The organism is Streptomyces tendae (assembly GCF_014650435.1).
GTDB classification, from domain to species: domain Bacteria; phylum Actinomycetota; class Actinomycetes; order Streptomycetales; family Streptomycetaceae; genus Streptomyces; species Streptomyces tendae.
Map to the genome: position 1 here is coordinate 201,109 of NZ_BMUY01000004.1, position 15,244 is coordinate 216,352.

Below are 15,244 nucleotides of genomic sequence, written 5' to 3' on the forward strand. Positions count from 1 at the left end.
ATGTGCGGCATCGCAGGCACGTACCACTGGCCGGACGGCAAGGCCGTGACCGACCGGCTCACCGACGTCCTCGCCCACCGCGGTCCGGACGGGGCGGGCCGCTACAGCCACCCCGCCGGGGACGGCGAGGTGCAGCTCGGGCACCGCAGACTGGCCATCATCGACCTGTCCGGGACCGGCGCCCAGCCGATGGTCTCGGACGGTCTCGCCCTGACGTACAACGGCGAGCTGTACAACGCGCCCGAACTGCGCACCGAGCTGGAGTCCACCGGGGCCCGCTTCCGCGGTACCTCCGACACCGAGGTGGTGCTGGAGGCATGGCGGCGCTGGGGCACGGACTGCCTGGCCCGGCTGCGCGGCATGTTCGCGTTCGCGGTCTTCGACGAGCGCACCGGGGAACTGGTGCTCGCCCGCGACCAGCTCGGCATCAAGCCGCTGTTCCTGCTCCGGCGCGGCGGCGGCCTGGTGTTCGCCTCCGAGCTGAAGGCGCTGGCCGCCGTGACCGGCGGAAAGCTGGAGGTGGACCACGCGGCGCTGGTGGCCTCCCTGCTGTACTACTGGGTACCGGACTCGCGCTGCGCGTTCCGCGAGGCGGAGAAGCTGCCGCCGGGCAGCTGGCTGCGGTGCCGGCCCGACGGCCGGGTGGAGCGCGGCCGGTTCTGGAACCTCAGGGACGTCGCCGCCGAGGGCCGGGAGCGGGCCCTGGGCGGTGAGCGGCCGGACCTGGCCGCCGTCGTCGAGGAGTCGACCCGGCGCCACCTGCTCTCCGACGTGCCGGTGGCGACGTTCCTCTCCGGCGGGCTGGACTCCAGCTATCTGACCGCGCTGGCGGCCCGCGACCGGCCCGGGATCTCCGCCTTCACGATCGGGTTCCGCGCCGAGGACGCCAGGTTCGAGGCGATGCCCGACGACCTGCGCTACGCCCGGCAGGTGGCCGAGCGGTTCGGTGTCGACCTGCACGAGATCGAGATCGCCCCGAACGTGCTCGACCTGCTGCCGCGGATGACGTACCACCTGGACGAGCCGATCGGCGACCCCGCCGCGATCAACACCTTCCTGATCTGCTCGGCCGCCCGGGAGGCCGGGGTCAAGGTGATGCTCTCGGGGATGGGCGCCGACGAGCTGTTCGCCGGCTACCGCAAGCACCTGGCCAACGTGCTGGCGCTGCGCTACCAGCGCGTCCCGCGGCCGCTGCGGCGCGGGCTGTCCGCGGCAGTGGACCGGCTGCCGGTCGCGACGAGCCGCCGGGGCCTGCGGTCGGTGCGCTTCGCGAAACGCTTCCTGTCCTTCGCGGACCTGCCGGAGGAGACGGCCTTCCGGCGCAGTTACACGATGTACGACCGGGCGGAGCTGCTCGACCTGATCGATCCGGACCTGGCGGGGACGGTCGAGGACGTGCTGACCGAGCACGCGGACGTCTACGAGGACAACGACCTCGACGACTTCGTGAACCGCATGTGCCTGGGCGACGCCCGGATGTTCCTGCCGGGCCTGAACCTCGCCTACACGGACCGCTCCAGCATGGCCGCCTCGATGGAGGTGCGGGTGCCGTACGTGGACGTCGAGGTGGTGAAGGCGGCGTTCGCCGTCCCCGGTGACCGCAAGATCGTCGGACGGCAGGGCAAGGCGGTCCTCAAGGAGGCGGCCACCTCGGTCCTGCCCCGGGAGATCGTGTACCGGCCCAAGGGCCTGTTCAGCGCGCCGCTGCGGGCCTGGATGAGCCGGGATCTGGCGCCGCTGGTGCGCGAAGTGGTGAACGACGGCGAGCTGGTGAGATCCGGTTTCCTGCGCCGCGACGCGCTGCGGCGGCTCGTCGCCGAGGACGCCGCCGGGCAGCAGGACTTCTCCAAACACCTGTGGCACGTGCTGACCCTCGAGTACTGGTACCGCGGCGCGACCTCGGGGGCCGACCACCACGCCCCGTCGACGGCGTAGCACCTCGGCACCTCCCCCGCACCAAGACCGGCAGAGAGACAAGAGGACCTTCGGTGAAACAGGTTGTGCAGAACTACAAGAGCGGCGAGCTGGCGCTGCTCGACGTGCCGGTGCCGGGCTGCAAGCCCGGCGGTGTGCTGGTGCGGACCGCCTACTCGCTGATCTCCACCGGCACGGAACTGATGAAGGTGTCCGAGGCCGGCATGTCGATGCTGGGCAAGGCCCGTTCCCGGCCGGACCAGGTGGCCAAGGTCGTGCAGAGCGTGGCGACCAACGGGGTGCCGGCCACCTACCGCAAGGTGATGGGCAAGCTGGACTCCTACACGCCGCTCGGCTACTCGCTGTGCGGCGTGGTCGAGCAGGTCGGTGACGGGATCGACGACGTGAAGGCCGGCGACCTGGTGGCCTGCGCGGGCAACGAGCACGCCCTGCACGCCGAGCTGAACTGGGTCCCGAAGAACCTCTACACCCCGGTGCCCGACTCTCTCGCGCCGCGGCACGCGGCCTTCGGCACCGTCGGGTCGATCGCGCTCCAGGGGGTCCGCCAGGGCGAGTCGCGGCTCGGCGAGGTGGCGCTGGTCGTCGGGCTCGGGCTGATCGGGCAGCTGGTGGCGCAGTTGCTGACCGCCTCGGGCGTCCGGGTCGTCGGCGCCGACCCCGACCCGGCGCGCTGCGAGCTGGCCGAGCGGCTGGGCGCGGCGGCCTGCGGCGACCCGGCGTCCCCGGCCGTGGAGAGCGCCGTGGCCGAACTCACCGACGGCCACGGGGTGGACCAGGTGTACCTGGCCGCCGGCGGCGGCAGCAACCAGCCCGTCGAGCTGGCCGCGCGGCTGTGCCGGGACCGCGGCCGGGTCGTCGACATCGGCAAGTGCCGCCTGGACCTGCCGTGGAACGCGTACTACGAGAAGGAGCTGGACGTCCGGTTCTCCCGCTCCTACGGCCCCGGGCGCTACGACCCGGAGTACGAGATCGAGGGGCGGGACTACCCGATCGGCTATGTGCGCTGGACCGAGCGGCGCAACCTGGCGTGCTTCCTCGACCTCGCCGCCCGCGGCCGCGTCGACGTGGAGCCGCTGATCACCCGCACGGCCGACTTCGACGACGCGGTGGAGACGTACCAGCGCCTCAAGGACGGCGAGCTCAAGGCCGTGGCCGTACTGTTCCGGTACCCCGAACAGGCCGCCGAGGACGGGCCTTCGGCCGACGCCCCGGTGGTGTCCGTGCCCGTGGCGCCCGGCGGCGCCAGGTCCTCCGCCCCGGTACGGGCGGCGAAGACGCCGGTGCGCCTCGCGTTCGTCGGCGCGGGGAACTACGCGACGTCGATGCTGCTGCCGCACCTGGCGCAGCGCGACGGCGTCGAGCTGTCGACGGTCGTCACCACGACGGCCCTCTCCGCGGCCAACGCTCAGCGGAAGTTCGGCTTCCGGGAGGCGACCACCGATCTGGACGCCGTGCTCGGTGACACGTCCGTCGACGCGGTGTTCGTGGTCACCCGGCACAGCTCGCACGCCGAACTGACCCGGAAGGCGCTGCTGGCCGGGAAGGCCGTGTTCGTGGAGAAGCCGTTGGCGCTCACCTCGGAGGAGCTGACCGGAGTGCTCGACGCGGTGGAGGAGTCCGGCAACGACCGGTTGCAGGTGGGCTTCAACCGGCGGTTCGCGCCGCTGCTCCAGGAGGCCAGCAAGCGGTTCGGCGCGCGCACGGGACCGGCGAGCCTGCGCTACCTGGTCAACGCGGGGCGGCTCGACCACGGCAGCTGGTATCTCCAGCAGGGCACCGAGGGCTCGCGGTTCGCCGGTGAGGGCGGGCACTTCGTCGACACGGCGAGCTGGCTGCTGGGCGCCGACCCGGTCTCGGTGTACGCCCTCGCGCCGTCCGGCAACGAGGACCTTCAGGTGGTGCTCGGCTACCCGGACGGGTCCACCGCCACCATCAGCTACGTCACAACCGGCGCGGCCGGCTTCCCGAAGGAGACGCTGGACCTGGTCGCGGACGGCAAGGTGCTGCAGCTCGACGACTTCGTCCGCAGTTCGGTCTACGACGGCCGCAAGCGGTGGGTCAGTTCCCGGCTTCCCAAGGCCCGGGACAAGGGCCAGTCGGCCGAACTGGCCGCGTTCGTCAGGGCGGTGCGCACCGGCGGGCCGATGCCGGTGCCGCTCCGGTCGCTGGTCGCCACCACGGCGGCCACCCTGGCCGTGCGGGCCGCACTGGCCGGCGGCGCTCCCGTGACCCTGGCGGAGGCGCGATGACCGCGAACCCGGGGAGTCCGGGCTGGTACCTGCGGCGGCTGTCCCGGATGGGCCCGCGGGAGGTGGGCGGCCGGGTCGGCGACACCGTGCGCAGGCGGCGGTGGCGGTCGGCGCGGCCGGACGCCCCGAGCGTGACCGGGGCCCGGTTCACCGCGGTCCTGCCCGCCACAGCGCTCGCGGCGGTGCCGCCGGACGCCGCGAAGCGCCTGGTCGCGGAGGCGGACCGCCTGATGGCCGGGCACGTGGAGTACTTCGGCGTGGTCCGCGACGACCTGGCCGACCCCGACTGGTGCCACGACCCGAAGACCGGGCGCCGGGCGCCGGGCGGCTACGCCTTCGACGTGCCGTACCGCGACGAGGACGCGGTCGGGGACATCAAGCAGATCTGGGAGTTGTCCCGGCACCAGTACCTCACGGTGCTCGCCGCCGCCTACGCGGTCACCGGGGACGAGCGGTACGCCGAGCGCGTGGCCGAGCACCTGCGGTCCTGGTGGGCGTCGAACGCACCGCTGCGCTCGGTGCACTGGGTCAGCGGCATCGAGCTGGGGATCCGGCTGCTGTCGTGGGTGTGGATCCGCCGGCTGCTCGACGGCTGGCCGGGCGCGGCCGCCCTCTTCGAGGACAACCCGGCGGCGCTGAGACAGATTTGGCACCACCAGCGCTGGCTGGCCGCCTTCCCCAGCCGGGGGTCGTCGGCGAACAACCACGTCGTGGCGGAGGCCGCCGGGCAGCTGGCCGCGGCCTGCGCCTTCGGCTGGTTCCCCGACTCGGCGAAGTGGCGGGAGGAGGCGCTGCGGTCGCTGGACCGGCACCTGCGCGCCAACACGTTCCTCTCCGGCCTCAACCGCGAACTGGCCACCGAGTACCACGGGCTCGTCCTGGAACTGGGCCTGGCCGCGGTGGCGGAGGCGGACGCCGCCGGGGTGCCGGTTCCCGCGACGGTCCGGCTGGTGCTGCTGCGGATGACCGACGCGCTCGCCGCCGTCGTGGACGACGCGCTGCGCCCGCCGCGGCAGGGGGACGCGGACGACGGACACGGCCTGGTGGTGGACGGCACCGGCACCGACCGCTGGGCGTCGCTGCTGGCCACCGGGGATGCCGTGTTCGGCTCCCTTCCCTGGTGGCCGGAGGTGACCGGCACCGATGTGCGCACCCCGCTGCTGGCGGCGCTGATCCGGCCGTACGGCAGGGACGGAGCGGGCCGGGCCGTGCGCCGCCCGGCGGGCAGGCCGGCCCACTTCGCCGACGCGGGGCTCACGGTGCTGCGCGGCCCCGACGGGATCTGGTGCCGCTGCGACGGCGGTCCGCACGGTTTCCTGTCCATCGCGGCGCACGCCCACGCGGACGCGCTCTCGGTTGAGGTGCGGCACGACGGGGTCGACGTGCTCGCCGACCCGGGGACGTACTGCTACCACGGGCAGCCCGGGTGGCGGCGCTACTTCCGCTCGACCCTCGGCCACAACACCCTGGAGCTGGACGGCACCGACCAGTCCGTCTCCGGCGGCCCGTTCCTGTGGACCCGGCATGCCCGCAGTCGCGTGCTGGGCGTGGACACCTCCGACGAGGGAGTGTCCCGCTGGTCTGCCGAGCACGACGGGTACGGGGGTTCGGTGCACCGCCGCCGGGTGGAGCTGACGGCCGCGAGCCGTGAGCTGCGGGTGGTGGACGAGGTGCGCGGCCCGCGCCGGGCCGTGCGGCTGGCGTTCCACCTCGGCCCGGCGGTCGCCGCCGACCTGGTGGGCAGCCGCGCCGTGCTCACCTGGGCCCGGGACGGCGTGGAGCGCTCGGCGGTGCTCGACCTGCCGGGCGAGCTGTCCTGGCGGGCGCATCGCGGTGAGACCGACCCGCCGCTGGGCTGGTACTCCCCCGGCTTCGGGCGGAAGGAACCGGCCACCACGCTGGTCGGCACCGGCTTCACCGAGGGCGCGCCGGGCTTCACGAACAGCGCACCGGACTTCACCGACGGCGCGCGGGGCTTCACGACCGTACTCGCGTTCCGCGACTAGGCACGGGAAGGGGGGAGGACGCATGGGGAGCACATGGCGGCGCCGGGCACTGTCGGCCGCGGCACCCTTGGCACTGGCGCTGCTGGCGGCCGGCTGCGTCGGCACGTCGGACGCACCGTCGCCGGGGCCGTCCGCGTCGTCCGCCTCCTCGGCCCCGCCCGCTTCGTCGGACGGGCCCCCCGTGGCCCGCGTGTGCGCGAAACCCGAGGCCGGACCCTCGAAGGCACCGGCCGGTGCGGTGACCGTCGATCCGGCCGTCGTCGGCGACCTGGCCGCCAAGACCCGCAACAGCCCCGCGCACACCACTTTCTGGCTGCGGCCGGGCAAGCACCGCCTCGAACCCGACCCGTACGCGCAGGTCGTCCCCAAGGAAGGGAACCGCTACCTCGGCGCGCCTGGCGCGGTGCTCGACGGGCGCAAGACCAACCGGTACGCGTTCGGCGGCAGCGCACGCGACGTCACCATCGGCCATCTCACCGTGCAGGGTTTCGTCGCGCCGCACGACGAGGGCGTGGTCAACCACGACTCGGCCGACGGGTGGGTGATCGAGCACGCCACGGTGCAGCGCAACTCCGGTGCCGGGCTGATGGCGGGTGACCGCCAGCAGGTCCGCTCCAGTTGTCTGCGCGACAACGGCCAGTACGGCCTCAACGCGTACAAGGGCAACGGCACCATCAACGACCTGGTGCTCGAGGGCAACGAGATCACGGGCAACAACACCGGCGACTGGGAGCGGAAGCGGCAGGGATGCGGCTGCACCGGAGGCGTCAAGTTCTGGGCCGTCGAGGGCGCCGACATCCGCGGCAACTGGGTGCACGACAACCTCGGTACCGGTCTGTGGGCGGACACCAACAACAACGACTTCCTCATCGAGGACAACGTCATCGAGTCCAACGACGGGGCCGCGCTGATCTACGAGACCAGTTACAACGCGGTCGTCCGGAACAACACGATCCGGCAGAACAACTGGGTCGAGGGCCGGGAGAACACCGACGGCGGCGACAACTTCCCCTTCGCGACCCTCTACATCTCCGAGTCCGGCGGCGAACCGCGCGTCGAGGCCCGCACGGACAAGATCGAGATCTACGGGAACGTCCTGGAGAACAACTGGTCAGGCATCACCCTGTGGGAGAACGCCGACCGGTTCTGCAACAGTCCCGCCAACACCTCGTCCGGCGACTGCACCCTGCTGGTGAAGGACATCGAGCGCTGCGCGGGCCCGGCGATCGGCAAGGCACCGCTGTACGACGACTGCCGCTGGAAGACCCAGCGGGTGGACGTCCACGACAACCGCTTCGTCCTGGACAAGACCGTCCTGGAGTGCACGTCGAGCTGCGACCGCATGGCGCTGCTGGCGAACTACGGCACCTATCCGGACTGGTCCCCGTACCAGGGCGAGCGGGTGGCCGAGGCCATCACCCACCGGCAGCACAACCGCTGGCACGACAACGTCTACGTCGGACCGTGGAAGTTCGTCGCCCACGACCCGAGCCGGGTCCTCGACTTCGGTCAGTGGCAGGGCGCGCCCTACCGGCAGGACAAGGGCAGCACCCTGCGCGCACGGGAGGGGGGTTGAGATGGACGCGGACCGCACGCCGAAACCGGTCGGGACGGTCTGGGGACTGCTGGTCCTCAACACCCTGGGCTCCACGGGGGCGGAGACCGTCGTCCCGCTCCCCCGTTCGCTCATCCAGATGGTCACCATGGGTGCGCTGGTCGCCGCGTTCTCGCTGGCGCTCGTGCTCAATCTCCGGCTGCGCGTGCGCGCCAGTGCCTTCCTGTTCCTGCTGACCCTGCTGCTGGTGCCGAGCGTGATCGCCAGCGCGGACCTGCAGTCCGGGTTCGGCGCGCTGTTCCGCTGCGCCCGGCTGGCGCTCTTCGTCGGCACGCTGTGGCTGCTCAGCCGCTGGTGGGACGGCGGAGCGACGTTCGTCCGGCACCACATCCGGATGTACTTCCTGGTCCTGTGCACGGTGGCCGCCGGTGCGCTCGTCTCGCCGGGCGCGGCGATGCCCGACCTCTACGGCGGACGCCTCGTCGGGGCGTTGTGGCCGCTCACCCCGCCCCAGATCGGACAGTACGCGGCGGTGATCATCGGGCTCGCCGTGCTGCTCGTTCTCGGCGGCCGGACCGACCGGCGCAGCGCGGCGCTGGTCATCGTGCCCTCACTCGTCCTGCTGATGCTCACCCACACCCGTACCGCCACGCTCGGCCTGCTCGTCGGCCTGACGCTCGCGATCGGCTCGCTCACCCTGACCAGCGCCGCCGCGCGCCGGTTCTTCTCCTGGGCGGTGCTGTGCGCCGCGGTGGCCGCCGTGGTGTTCGCCTCGGCGCTGCAGGAGTGGTTCCTGCGCGGCCAGAGCGAGGAGAACTTCAGCAATCTCACCGGCCGGGCCAAGGTGTGGGACGCCCTGCTGGCGGCGCCCCGCACGATCGGGGAGAAGGTCTTCGGCATGGGCCTGGGCGACAAGTCGTTCGACGGGCTGCCGATCGACAACAGCTGGCTGGCCGTCTACCACGAGCAGGGGCTGATCGGCGTGGGCCTGGTGGCGGCGGTCTTCGTCGCGCTGGGCGGTGTCGCGCTGCTGCGGCCGCCGTCCCTCGCCAGGGCCTGTGCGATCTTCCTGATCGGCTACTGCGCACTCGCGTCGTACACCGAGGCGGGTCTCGGCGACGCCTCGCCGTATCTGCTGCACCTCGCCGTGGCCGCCTCCCTGCTGGCGCAGCCCGCGGCGGCCGCGCCCCTGTCGGTGCCCGACCCCCCTCGACGTCGCGTCCCGCGCTGGGCGCGGACCTCGGAGGTGACCTGAGCATGCATGTCCTCGTGGTGCACAACCGGTACAACTCGGCCCAGCCGAGCGGCGAGAACAACGTCGTCGACCAGGAGGTGGAACTGCTGCGCACGGCCGGCCACCGGGTCGGGGTGTTCGAGCGGCGCAGCGACGACATCGCCGCCCGGTCCCTGCCGGGGAAGGTCGCGGTGCCCTTCCTGGTGCCGTGGAACCCGGCGGTCCGCAAGGAGCTGGCCGCCCGGCTGCGGGCCGAGCGGCCGGACGTGGTGCACGTCCACAACGTCTTCCCGCTCCTGTCGCCGGCGGTGCTGGCCGCCTGCGCCGACGCCGGGGTGCCCGCCGTCGCCACGCTGCACAACTACACGCAGGTCTGCCCGCCCGGCACCCTGCAGCGCGAGGGGCGGCCCTGCACCGAGTGCGTCGGGGCGACGCCGCTGCCCGCGGTGCGGCACGGCTGCTATCGCGGCTCGCGGCTGGCGACGGTGCCGCTCGCGGTCGGTCTGGTGGCCAACCGGCGGCGCTGGTGGTCCGGTGTGGAGCGGTTCTTCTGCATCTCGGCGGCGCAGCGCGACGTGCTGGTCCGCTCGGGCATGCCGGCCGAACGGCTGGCGGTGAAGCACAACTTCGTCCCCGAGCCGGCAGCGCGCCGTGCGGGCCCCGGCGAGCACCTGCTGTATCTCGGGCGGCTCGCCGAGGCCAAGGGAGTACGGCTGCTCATGGCGGCGTGGGACGAGATCGCCGCGTCCGGCGGTGTGGGTGTCCCGCTCGTCGTCGCCGGTACGGGGCCGCTGGAGCGCGAGGTGACCGCCTGGGCGGCCGGACGGGACGACGTGCGCTACGTCGGTCTGTACGACCCGGAGCAGTGCAGGCGGGCCCTGGCGCGGTCGGTGGCCGTGGTGGCTCCCTCGACCTGGCTGGAGGCGTTCGGCCTGGTGGTCGTGGAGGCGATGGCGGCGGGGGTCCCGGCCGTCGCCGCCGGGCACGGCGCCTTCGTGGAACTCGTCGAGGACGGGAAGACCGGGCTGCTGCACGGTCCCGGAGACGCCGCCTCGCTCGCGGCCTGCCTGCGCCGGATCGCGGCGCAGCCGGACCGCAACGAGGAGATGGGCCGGGCGGCCCGGCGCCGTTACGAGCAGGGGTTCAGCCCGGCCGTCGGGCTGGAGCGCCTGCTGGAGGGGTACCGCACCGCGATCGCGGGGCGGTCGGCACTGGCTCGTGACGGGGACACCCCGCACGGGCAGGGGGGATGGGGGCAGTAGATGACACGATGCCGACTCTGCGGTTCGGCGGCGATGGAGAGCGTCGTCGATCTCGGAGCGACTCCGCCGTGCGAGAGCTTCCTCGCCGCGGACCAACTGGACCGGCCGGAGCCGGCGTACCCGCTGCACCTGCGGGTCTGCACCGACTGCTGGCTCGCGCAGATCCCCGCGCTGATCACACCGGAGGAGACGTTCACGCAGTACGCGTACTTCTCCTCCTACTCGACCTCCTGGGTGGAGCACGCGCGGACCTTCGTCACCGGCGCCGTGGAGCGGCTGGGCCTCGGCCCGGACGCGTTCGTGGTCGAGGTCGCGAGCAACGACGGGTACCTGCTGCGGCACATGGTGGACCGCGGGATCCGCTGCCTCGGCGTGGAGCCGTCGGTGAACGTGGGTGCCGCGGCGCGGGAGGCGGGTGTGCCCACGCTCACGGAGTTCCTGAGCCCGGACACCGGCGCGGCCGTCCGCGCCGAGCACGGCCCGGCGGACCTGGTCGTGGCCAACAACGTGTACGCGCACATCCCCGACGTCATCGGCTTCACCAAGGGGCTGCGCGCCCTGGTCGCCGACGACGGCTGGGTCTCGATCGAGGTGCAGCACCTGCTGACGCTGATCGAGGAGAACCAGTACGACACGATCTACCACGAGCACTTCCAGTACTACACGGTCGCGTCCGCGATCCGGGCGCTGGCGAGTGGCGGACTGGCCCTCGTGGACGTCGAGCTGCTGCCCACGCACGGCGGTTCCGTCCGGCTGTGGGCCCGGCCGGCCGAGGTGGCCGGTGAGCCGGACAGGCGGGTGGCCGAGGTGCTGGACCGGGAGAAGGCGGCCGGGCTGCGGGAGCTGTCCGGGTACACCGAGTTCTCCGCCCGGGTGGCCAAGGTGCGCCGTGACCTGCTGCGGTTCCTGATCGAGGCGGCGGAGCGCGGCGAGACGGTGGTCGGCTACGGCGCCCCGGGCAAGGGCAACACCCTGCTCAACCACTGCGGCATCCGGCCGGACCTGCTCGCGTACACGGTCGACCGCAACCCGTACAAGCACGGCAGGTTCACCCCGGGCACCCGCATCCCGATCCTGCCGCCCGAGCGGATCGCGGCCGACCGGCCGGACTACGTCCTCGTCCTGCCGTGGAACCTGCGGGCCGAGCTGGCCGAGCAGCTCTCGTTCGTGCACGAGTGGGGCGGCCGGCTGGTGTTTCCCATCCCGGAACTGAGCATCGTCGAGGCCGCGTCCCGAGAGGTCACAGCATGAAGGTCGTACTGTTCTGCGGCGGTTACGGAATGCGCATGCGCGAGGGAGCGTCCGACGACGTGCCCAAGCCGATGGCGATGGTGGGGCCGCGGCCGCTGATCTGGCACGTCATGCGCTACTACGCGCATTTCGGGCACAAGGAGTTCATCCTGTGCCTCGGCTACGGGGCCCACCACATCAAGGACTTCTTCCTCAACTACGAGGAGACGACATCCAACGACTTCGTACTGCGGGGCGGGCGGACCGAGTTGCTGTCCGCCGATATAGCCGACTGGACGATCACGTTCGCGCAGACCGGCATCGAGTCGCCGATCGGGGAGCGACTGCGCCGGGTGCGGCACCATCTGGACGGCGACGAGATGTTCCTCGCCAACTACGCGGACGTGCTCACCGACGCGCCCCTGCCGCAGATGATCGACTCCTTCGCGCGGCGCGACGCCGGGGCGTCCATGATGGTGGTGCCGCCGCAGTCCTCGTTCCACTGCGTGGACCTGGGCGAGGACGGTCTGGTGGGCGGCATCACGCCGGTGAGCGACCTGCCGCTGTGGGAGAACGGCGGCTACTTCGTGCTCCGTCAGGAGGTCTTCGACCACATCCCGGAGAACGGGGACCTGGTGGCCGACGGCTGCACCCAACTGGCCAAGCGCGGGCGGCTGGTGGCGCACCAGCACCGCGGCTTCTGGAAGCCGACCGACACCGTGAAGGAGCGGGCCGCGCTGGACTCCGCCTACACCCGGGGCGAGCGTCCGTGGGCCGTGTGGGAGCGGGACGGCGCGGGGGCGCCCGCCGGGGTGACCGCGTGATCGGCCTCGGCGCCGGGCGGGCGGAGGGGATCGTCGCGGTGGGCGCGCACTGCGACGACATCGCCATCGGCGCCGGCGGCACCCTGCTGACGCTGTGCCGGGCACGGCCGGGCGTCCGGGTCGACGCGCTCGTGCTCTCCGGCGGTGGCGGCGAACGGGAGCAGGAGGAGAGGGCGGCGCTCGCCGCCTTCTGCCCGGACGCCGACCTGCGGCTGACGGTGCTCAAGCTGCCGGACGGCCGGATGCCGGCCCACTGGGAGGAGGCCAAGGCCGCCGTCGAGGAGCTGCGCGGGCGGACCGAACCGGACCTCGTCCTGGCCCCGCGCACCGACGACGCGCACCAGGACCACCGCGGCCTGGCCAAGCTGATGACCACCGCGTTCCGCGACCACCTCGTGCTGCGTTACGAGATCGTCAAGTGGGACGGCGACCTGGGCCGCCCGTCGGCCTACCAGCCCTTGACGCCGGAGGTCGCCGAAGAGAAGGTGCGGCTGCTGCAGGAGCACTACCCCTCGCAGCGGCACCGCCCCTGGTACGACCGGGAGGCCTTCCTGGGCCTCGCCCGGATCCGCGGCATCGAATGCCACGCCCGCTACGCCGAGGCGTTCGACGTCGCCAAACTCACTCTCAACCTGGGGGGTTGAACCTTGCGCGTACTGCTCACCGGACACCAGGGCTACCTGGGCACCGTGATGGCACCGGTCCTCACGGCCGCCGGACACGAGGTCGTCGGGCTGGACTCCGGCCTGTTCGCCGACTGCGTCCTGGGACCGGCACCCGCCGACCCGCCGGGGCGGCGGGTGGACCTGCGCGACGTCACGGCCGAGCACGTGGCCGGCGTGGACGCGGTGATCCACCTGGCCGCGCTCTCCAACGACCCGCTCGGGTCGCTGGCGCCGGAACTGACCTACGACATCAACCACCACGCGTCCGTGCGCCTGGCCCGGCTGGCCCGCGACGCCGGAGCCCAGCGGTTCCTCTACGCGTCGACGTGCTCCGTCTACGGCGCCGCGGGCGGCGGCGACCTGGTGACCGAGGACGCCCCGCTGCGCCCGGTGACGCCGTACGCGGAGTCCAAGGTGCGGGTGGAGGACGAGCTGCACGCGCTGTCCGACGGCGACTTCAGCCCGGTGTACATGCGCAACGCGACCGCCTTCGGCCACTCGCCCCGGCTGCGTGCGGACATCGTGCTGAACAACCTGGTGGGTCACGCGCTGTTGTCCGGCGAGGTGTTGGTGCTCTCCGACGGCACCCCGTGGCGTCCCCTGGTGCACGCCGCCGACATCGCCCGGGCCTTCGCCGCCGCGCTGACCGCCCCGCGCGAGGCCGTGCACGACCGGGCGTTCAACATCGGCACCGAGGTCAACAACGTGACGGTCGCCGAGATCGCCGAGGAGGTGGCCGCGGCGGTGTCCGGCTCCAAGGTCGTGATCACCGGGGAGACGGGTGCCGATCCGCGCTCCTACCGGGTGGACTTCTCCCGGTTCCGGGCCGCGATCCCCGGCTTCGACTGCGAGTGGACGGTCAAGCAGGGCGCGCTCGAACTCGCCGACGCCTACCGGAAGCACGGGCTGTCCCGGGAGGACTTCGAGCGGCGTTTCACCCGCCTGGCCGTGCTGCGCGCGGCCTCCGAGACCGGCGCCGTCGACGACACCCTGCGGTGGCGCCGATGACCCAGTACGGAGAGGAGATGTACGCCCTGGTGGAGCGGATGTACCCGCTCTGCCGGAGCATCACGGGCGACGGTGTGCGCGCGACCCTGCAAATCGTCGACGAGTACATCCCTCTGCACGTGCACGAGGTACCGACCGGGACGCAGGTCCTCGACTGGACGGTGCCCAAGGAGTGGAACATCCGGGACGCGTACGTCGCCGACGCCGCCGGCCGCCGGGTGGTCGACTTCGCCGCGTCCAGTCTCCACGTGCTCGGCTACAGCGTGCCGGTGTCGGCGACCATGCCGCTGGCCGAGCTGCGCCCGCACCTGCACACCCTGCCGGACCAGCCGTCCTGGGTGCCGTACCGCACGAGCTACTACCAGCCCGAGTGGGGCTTCTGCCTGGCCCAGGAGACACTCGACGCACTGCCCGAGGGCGACTACGAGGTCCGCATCGACTCCACCCTGGCGGACGGCCACCTCACCTACGCCGAGCACGTGGTCCCCGGACGGGTGCCCGACGAGGTGCTCGTCTCCTGCCACACGTGCCACCCGTCGCTGGCCAACGACAACCTGGCCGGCATCGCGGTGGCGACGTTCCTGGCCCGGGAACTGGCGGAGCGCGACCCGTACTACACCTACCGGTTCGTCTTCGCGCCCGGCACCATCGGGGCGATCACCTGGCTGGCCCGCAACCGGGAGCGGGTCGAGCGGGTCAAGCACGGCCTGGTGCTGGCCTGCGCCGGAGACCCGGGGCAGCTGACGTACAAGCAGAGCAGGCGCGGCGACGCGGAGATCGACCGGGTGCTGCGGCACGTCCTGTCCGCCTCCGAACGCCCGCACCGGGTCACCGAGTTCACGCCCTACGGTTACGACGAGCGGCAGTACTGCTCGCCCGGGTTCGACCTCGGCGTGGGCTCGCTCACCCGGACCCCGTACGCGGGCTACCCCGAGTACCACACGTCGGCGGACGACCTGGACTTCGTCTCCCCGGCGGCGATGGCGGACACGCTCGCCGTCTGCCGCGAGGCGTTCGCCGTCCTCGACCGCAACCGGCGCTACGTCAACCTCAGTCCGTACGGGGAGCCGCAGTTGGGGCGGCGCGGGCTGTACGACTCGCTCGGCGGCCGCAGTGACGCCAAGCAGGCCCAGATGGCCATGCTCTGGGTGCTCAGTCTCTCCGACGGCGAGCACGGTCTGCTGGACGTCGCCGAGCGGTCGGGGCTGCCCTTCGAGACCGTCGCCGCGGCGGCCGACGCCCTGCACGGCGCCGGACTGATCAAGGCATGACGCCG

10 protein-coding genes and 1 pseudogene are annotated in these 15,244 nt (G+C 72.5%); all 11 read left to right on the forward strand.

What is annotated here, in order from left to right; genetic code table 11:
* Nucleotides 1–1,935 carry an asparagine synthase (glutamine-hydrolyzing) gene (gene asnB, locus IE258_RS12970; RefSeq protein ID WP_189742965.1) on the forward strand — a complete coding sequence of 645 codons (1,935 nt, stop codon included), beginning with the start codon at nucleotides 1–3 and terminating at the stop codon, nucleotides 1,933–1,935.
* A gap of 53 nt (nucleotides 1,936–1,988) precedes the next feature.
* Complete coding sequence (locus IE258_RS12975; RefSeq protein WP_189742967.1) at nucleotides 1,989–4,184, forward strand: bi-domain-containing oxidoreductase; 2,196 nt, start codon at nucleotides 1,989–1,991, stop codon at nucleotides 4,182–4,184.
* On the forward strand, nucleotides 4,181–6,190 hold the full coding sequence (locus IE258_RS12980) for a heparinase II/III family protein (RefSeq protein ID WP_189742969.1): 2,010 nt from the start codon (nucleotides 4,181–4,183) through the stop codon (nucleotides 6,188–6,190). Before IE258_RS12975 ends, IE258_RS12980 begins: the two co-directional genes overlap by 4 nt.
* Before the next feature lie 22 nt (nucleotides 6,191–6,212).
* Nucleotides 6,213–7,766 carry a right-handed parallel beta-helix repeat-containing protein gene (locus IE258_RS12985; protein ID WP_189742971.1) on the forward strand — a complete coding sequence of 518 codons (1,554 nt, stop codon included), beginning with the start codon at nucleotides 6,213–6,215 and terminating at the stop codon, nucleotides 7,764–7,766.
* A gap of 1 nt (nucleotide 7,767) precedes the next feature.
* Nucleotides 7,768–9,000, forward strand: coding sequence for an O-antigen ligase domain-containing protein (locus tag IE258_RS12990; protein WP_189742973.1), 1,233 nt, complete (start codon nucleotides 7,768–7,770; stop codon nucleotides 8,998–9,000).
* A gap of 2 nt (nucleotides 9,001–9,002) precedes the next feature.
* Nucleotides 9,003–10,245 (forward strand): annotated as a pseudogene (locus IE258_RS12995) (glycosyltransferase).
* Entirely contained in the window at nucleotides 10,242–11,492 is a 1,251-nt protein-coding gene (locus tag IE258_RS13000; RefSeq protein WP_189742977.1) for a class I SAM-dependent methyltransferase, read from the forward strand. The pseudogene IE258_RS12995 and the gene IE258_RS13000 overlap by 4 nt, the downstream one beginning before the upstream one ends.
* The gene (locus IE258_RS13005) at nucleotides 11,489–12,295 is read left to right on the forward strand and encodes a sugar phosphate nucleotidyltransferase (protein ID WP_189742979.1); all 807 of its coding nucleotides are present in this window, start codon (nucleotides 11,489–11,491) and stop codon (nucleotides 12,293–12,295) included. Before IE258_RS13000 ends, IE258_RS13005 begins: the two co-directional genes overlap by 4 nt.
* Nucleotides 12,292–12,939 (forward strand): PIG-L deacetylase family protein, encoded by a 648-nt coding sequence (locus IE258_RS13010; RefSeq protein WP_189742981.1) that lies wholly within the window; start codon nucleotides 12,292–12,294, stop codon nucleotides 12,937–12,939. The genes IE258_RS13005 and IE258_RS13010 overlap by 4 nt, the downstream gene beginning before the upstream one ends.
* 3 nt (nucleotides 12,940–12,942) lie before the next feature.
* Nucleotides 12,943–13,968 (forward strand): NAD-dependent epimerase/dehydratase family protein, encoded by a 1,026-nt coding sequence (locus IE258_RS13015; protein ID WP_189742983.1) that lies wholly within the window; start codon nucleotides 12,943–12,945, stop codon nucleotides 13,966–13,968.
* On the forward strand, nucleotides 13,956–15,239 hold the full coding sequence (locus IE258_RS13020) for a DUF4910 domain-containing protein (RefSeq protein ID WP_189742985.1): 1,284 nt from the start codon (nucleotides 13,956–13,958) through the stop codon (nucleotides 15,237–15,239). The genes IE258_RS13015 and IE258_RS13020 overlap by 13 nt, the downstream gene beginning before the upstream one ends.
* Nucleotides 15,240–15,244 lie beyond the last annotated feature (5 nt).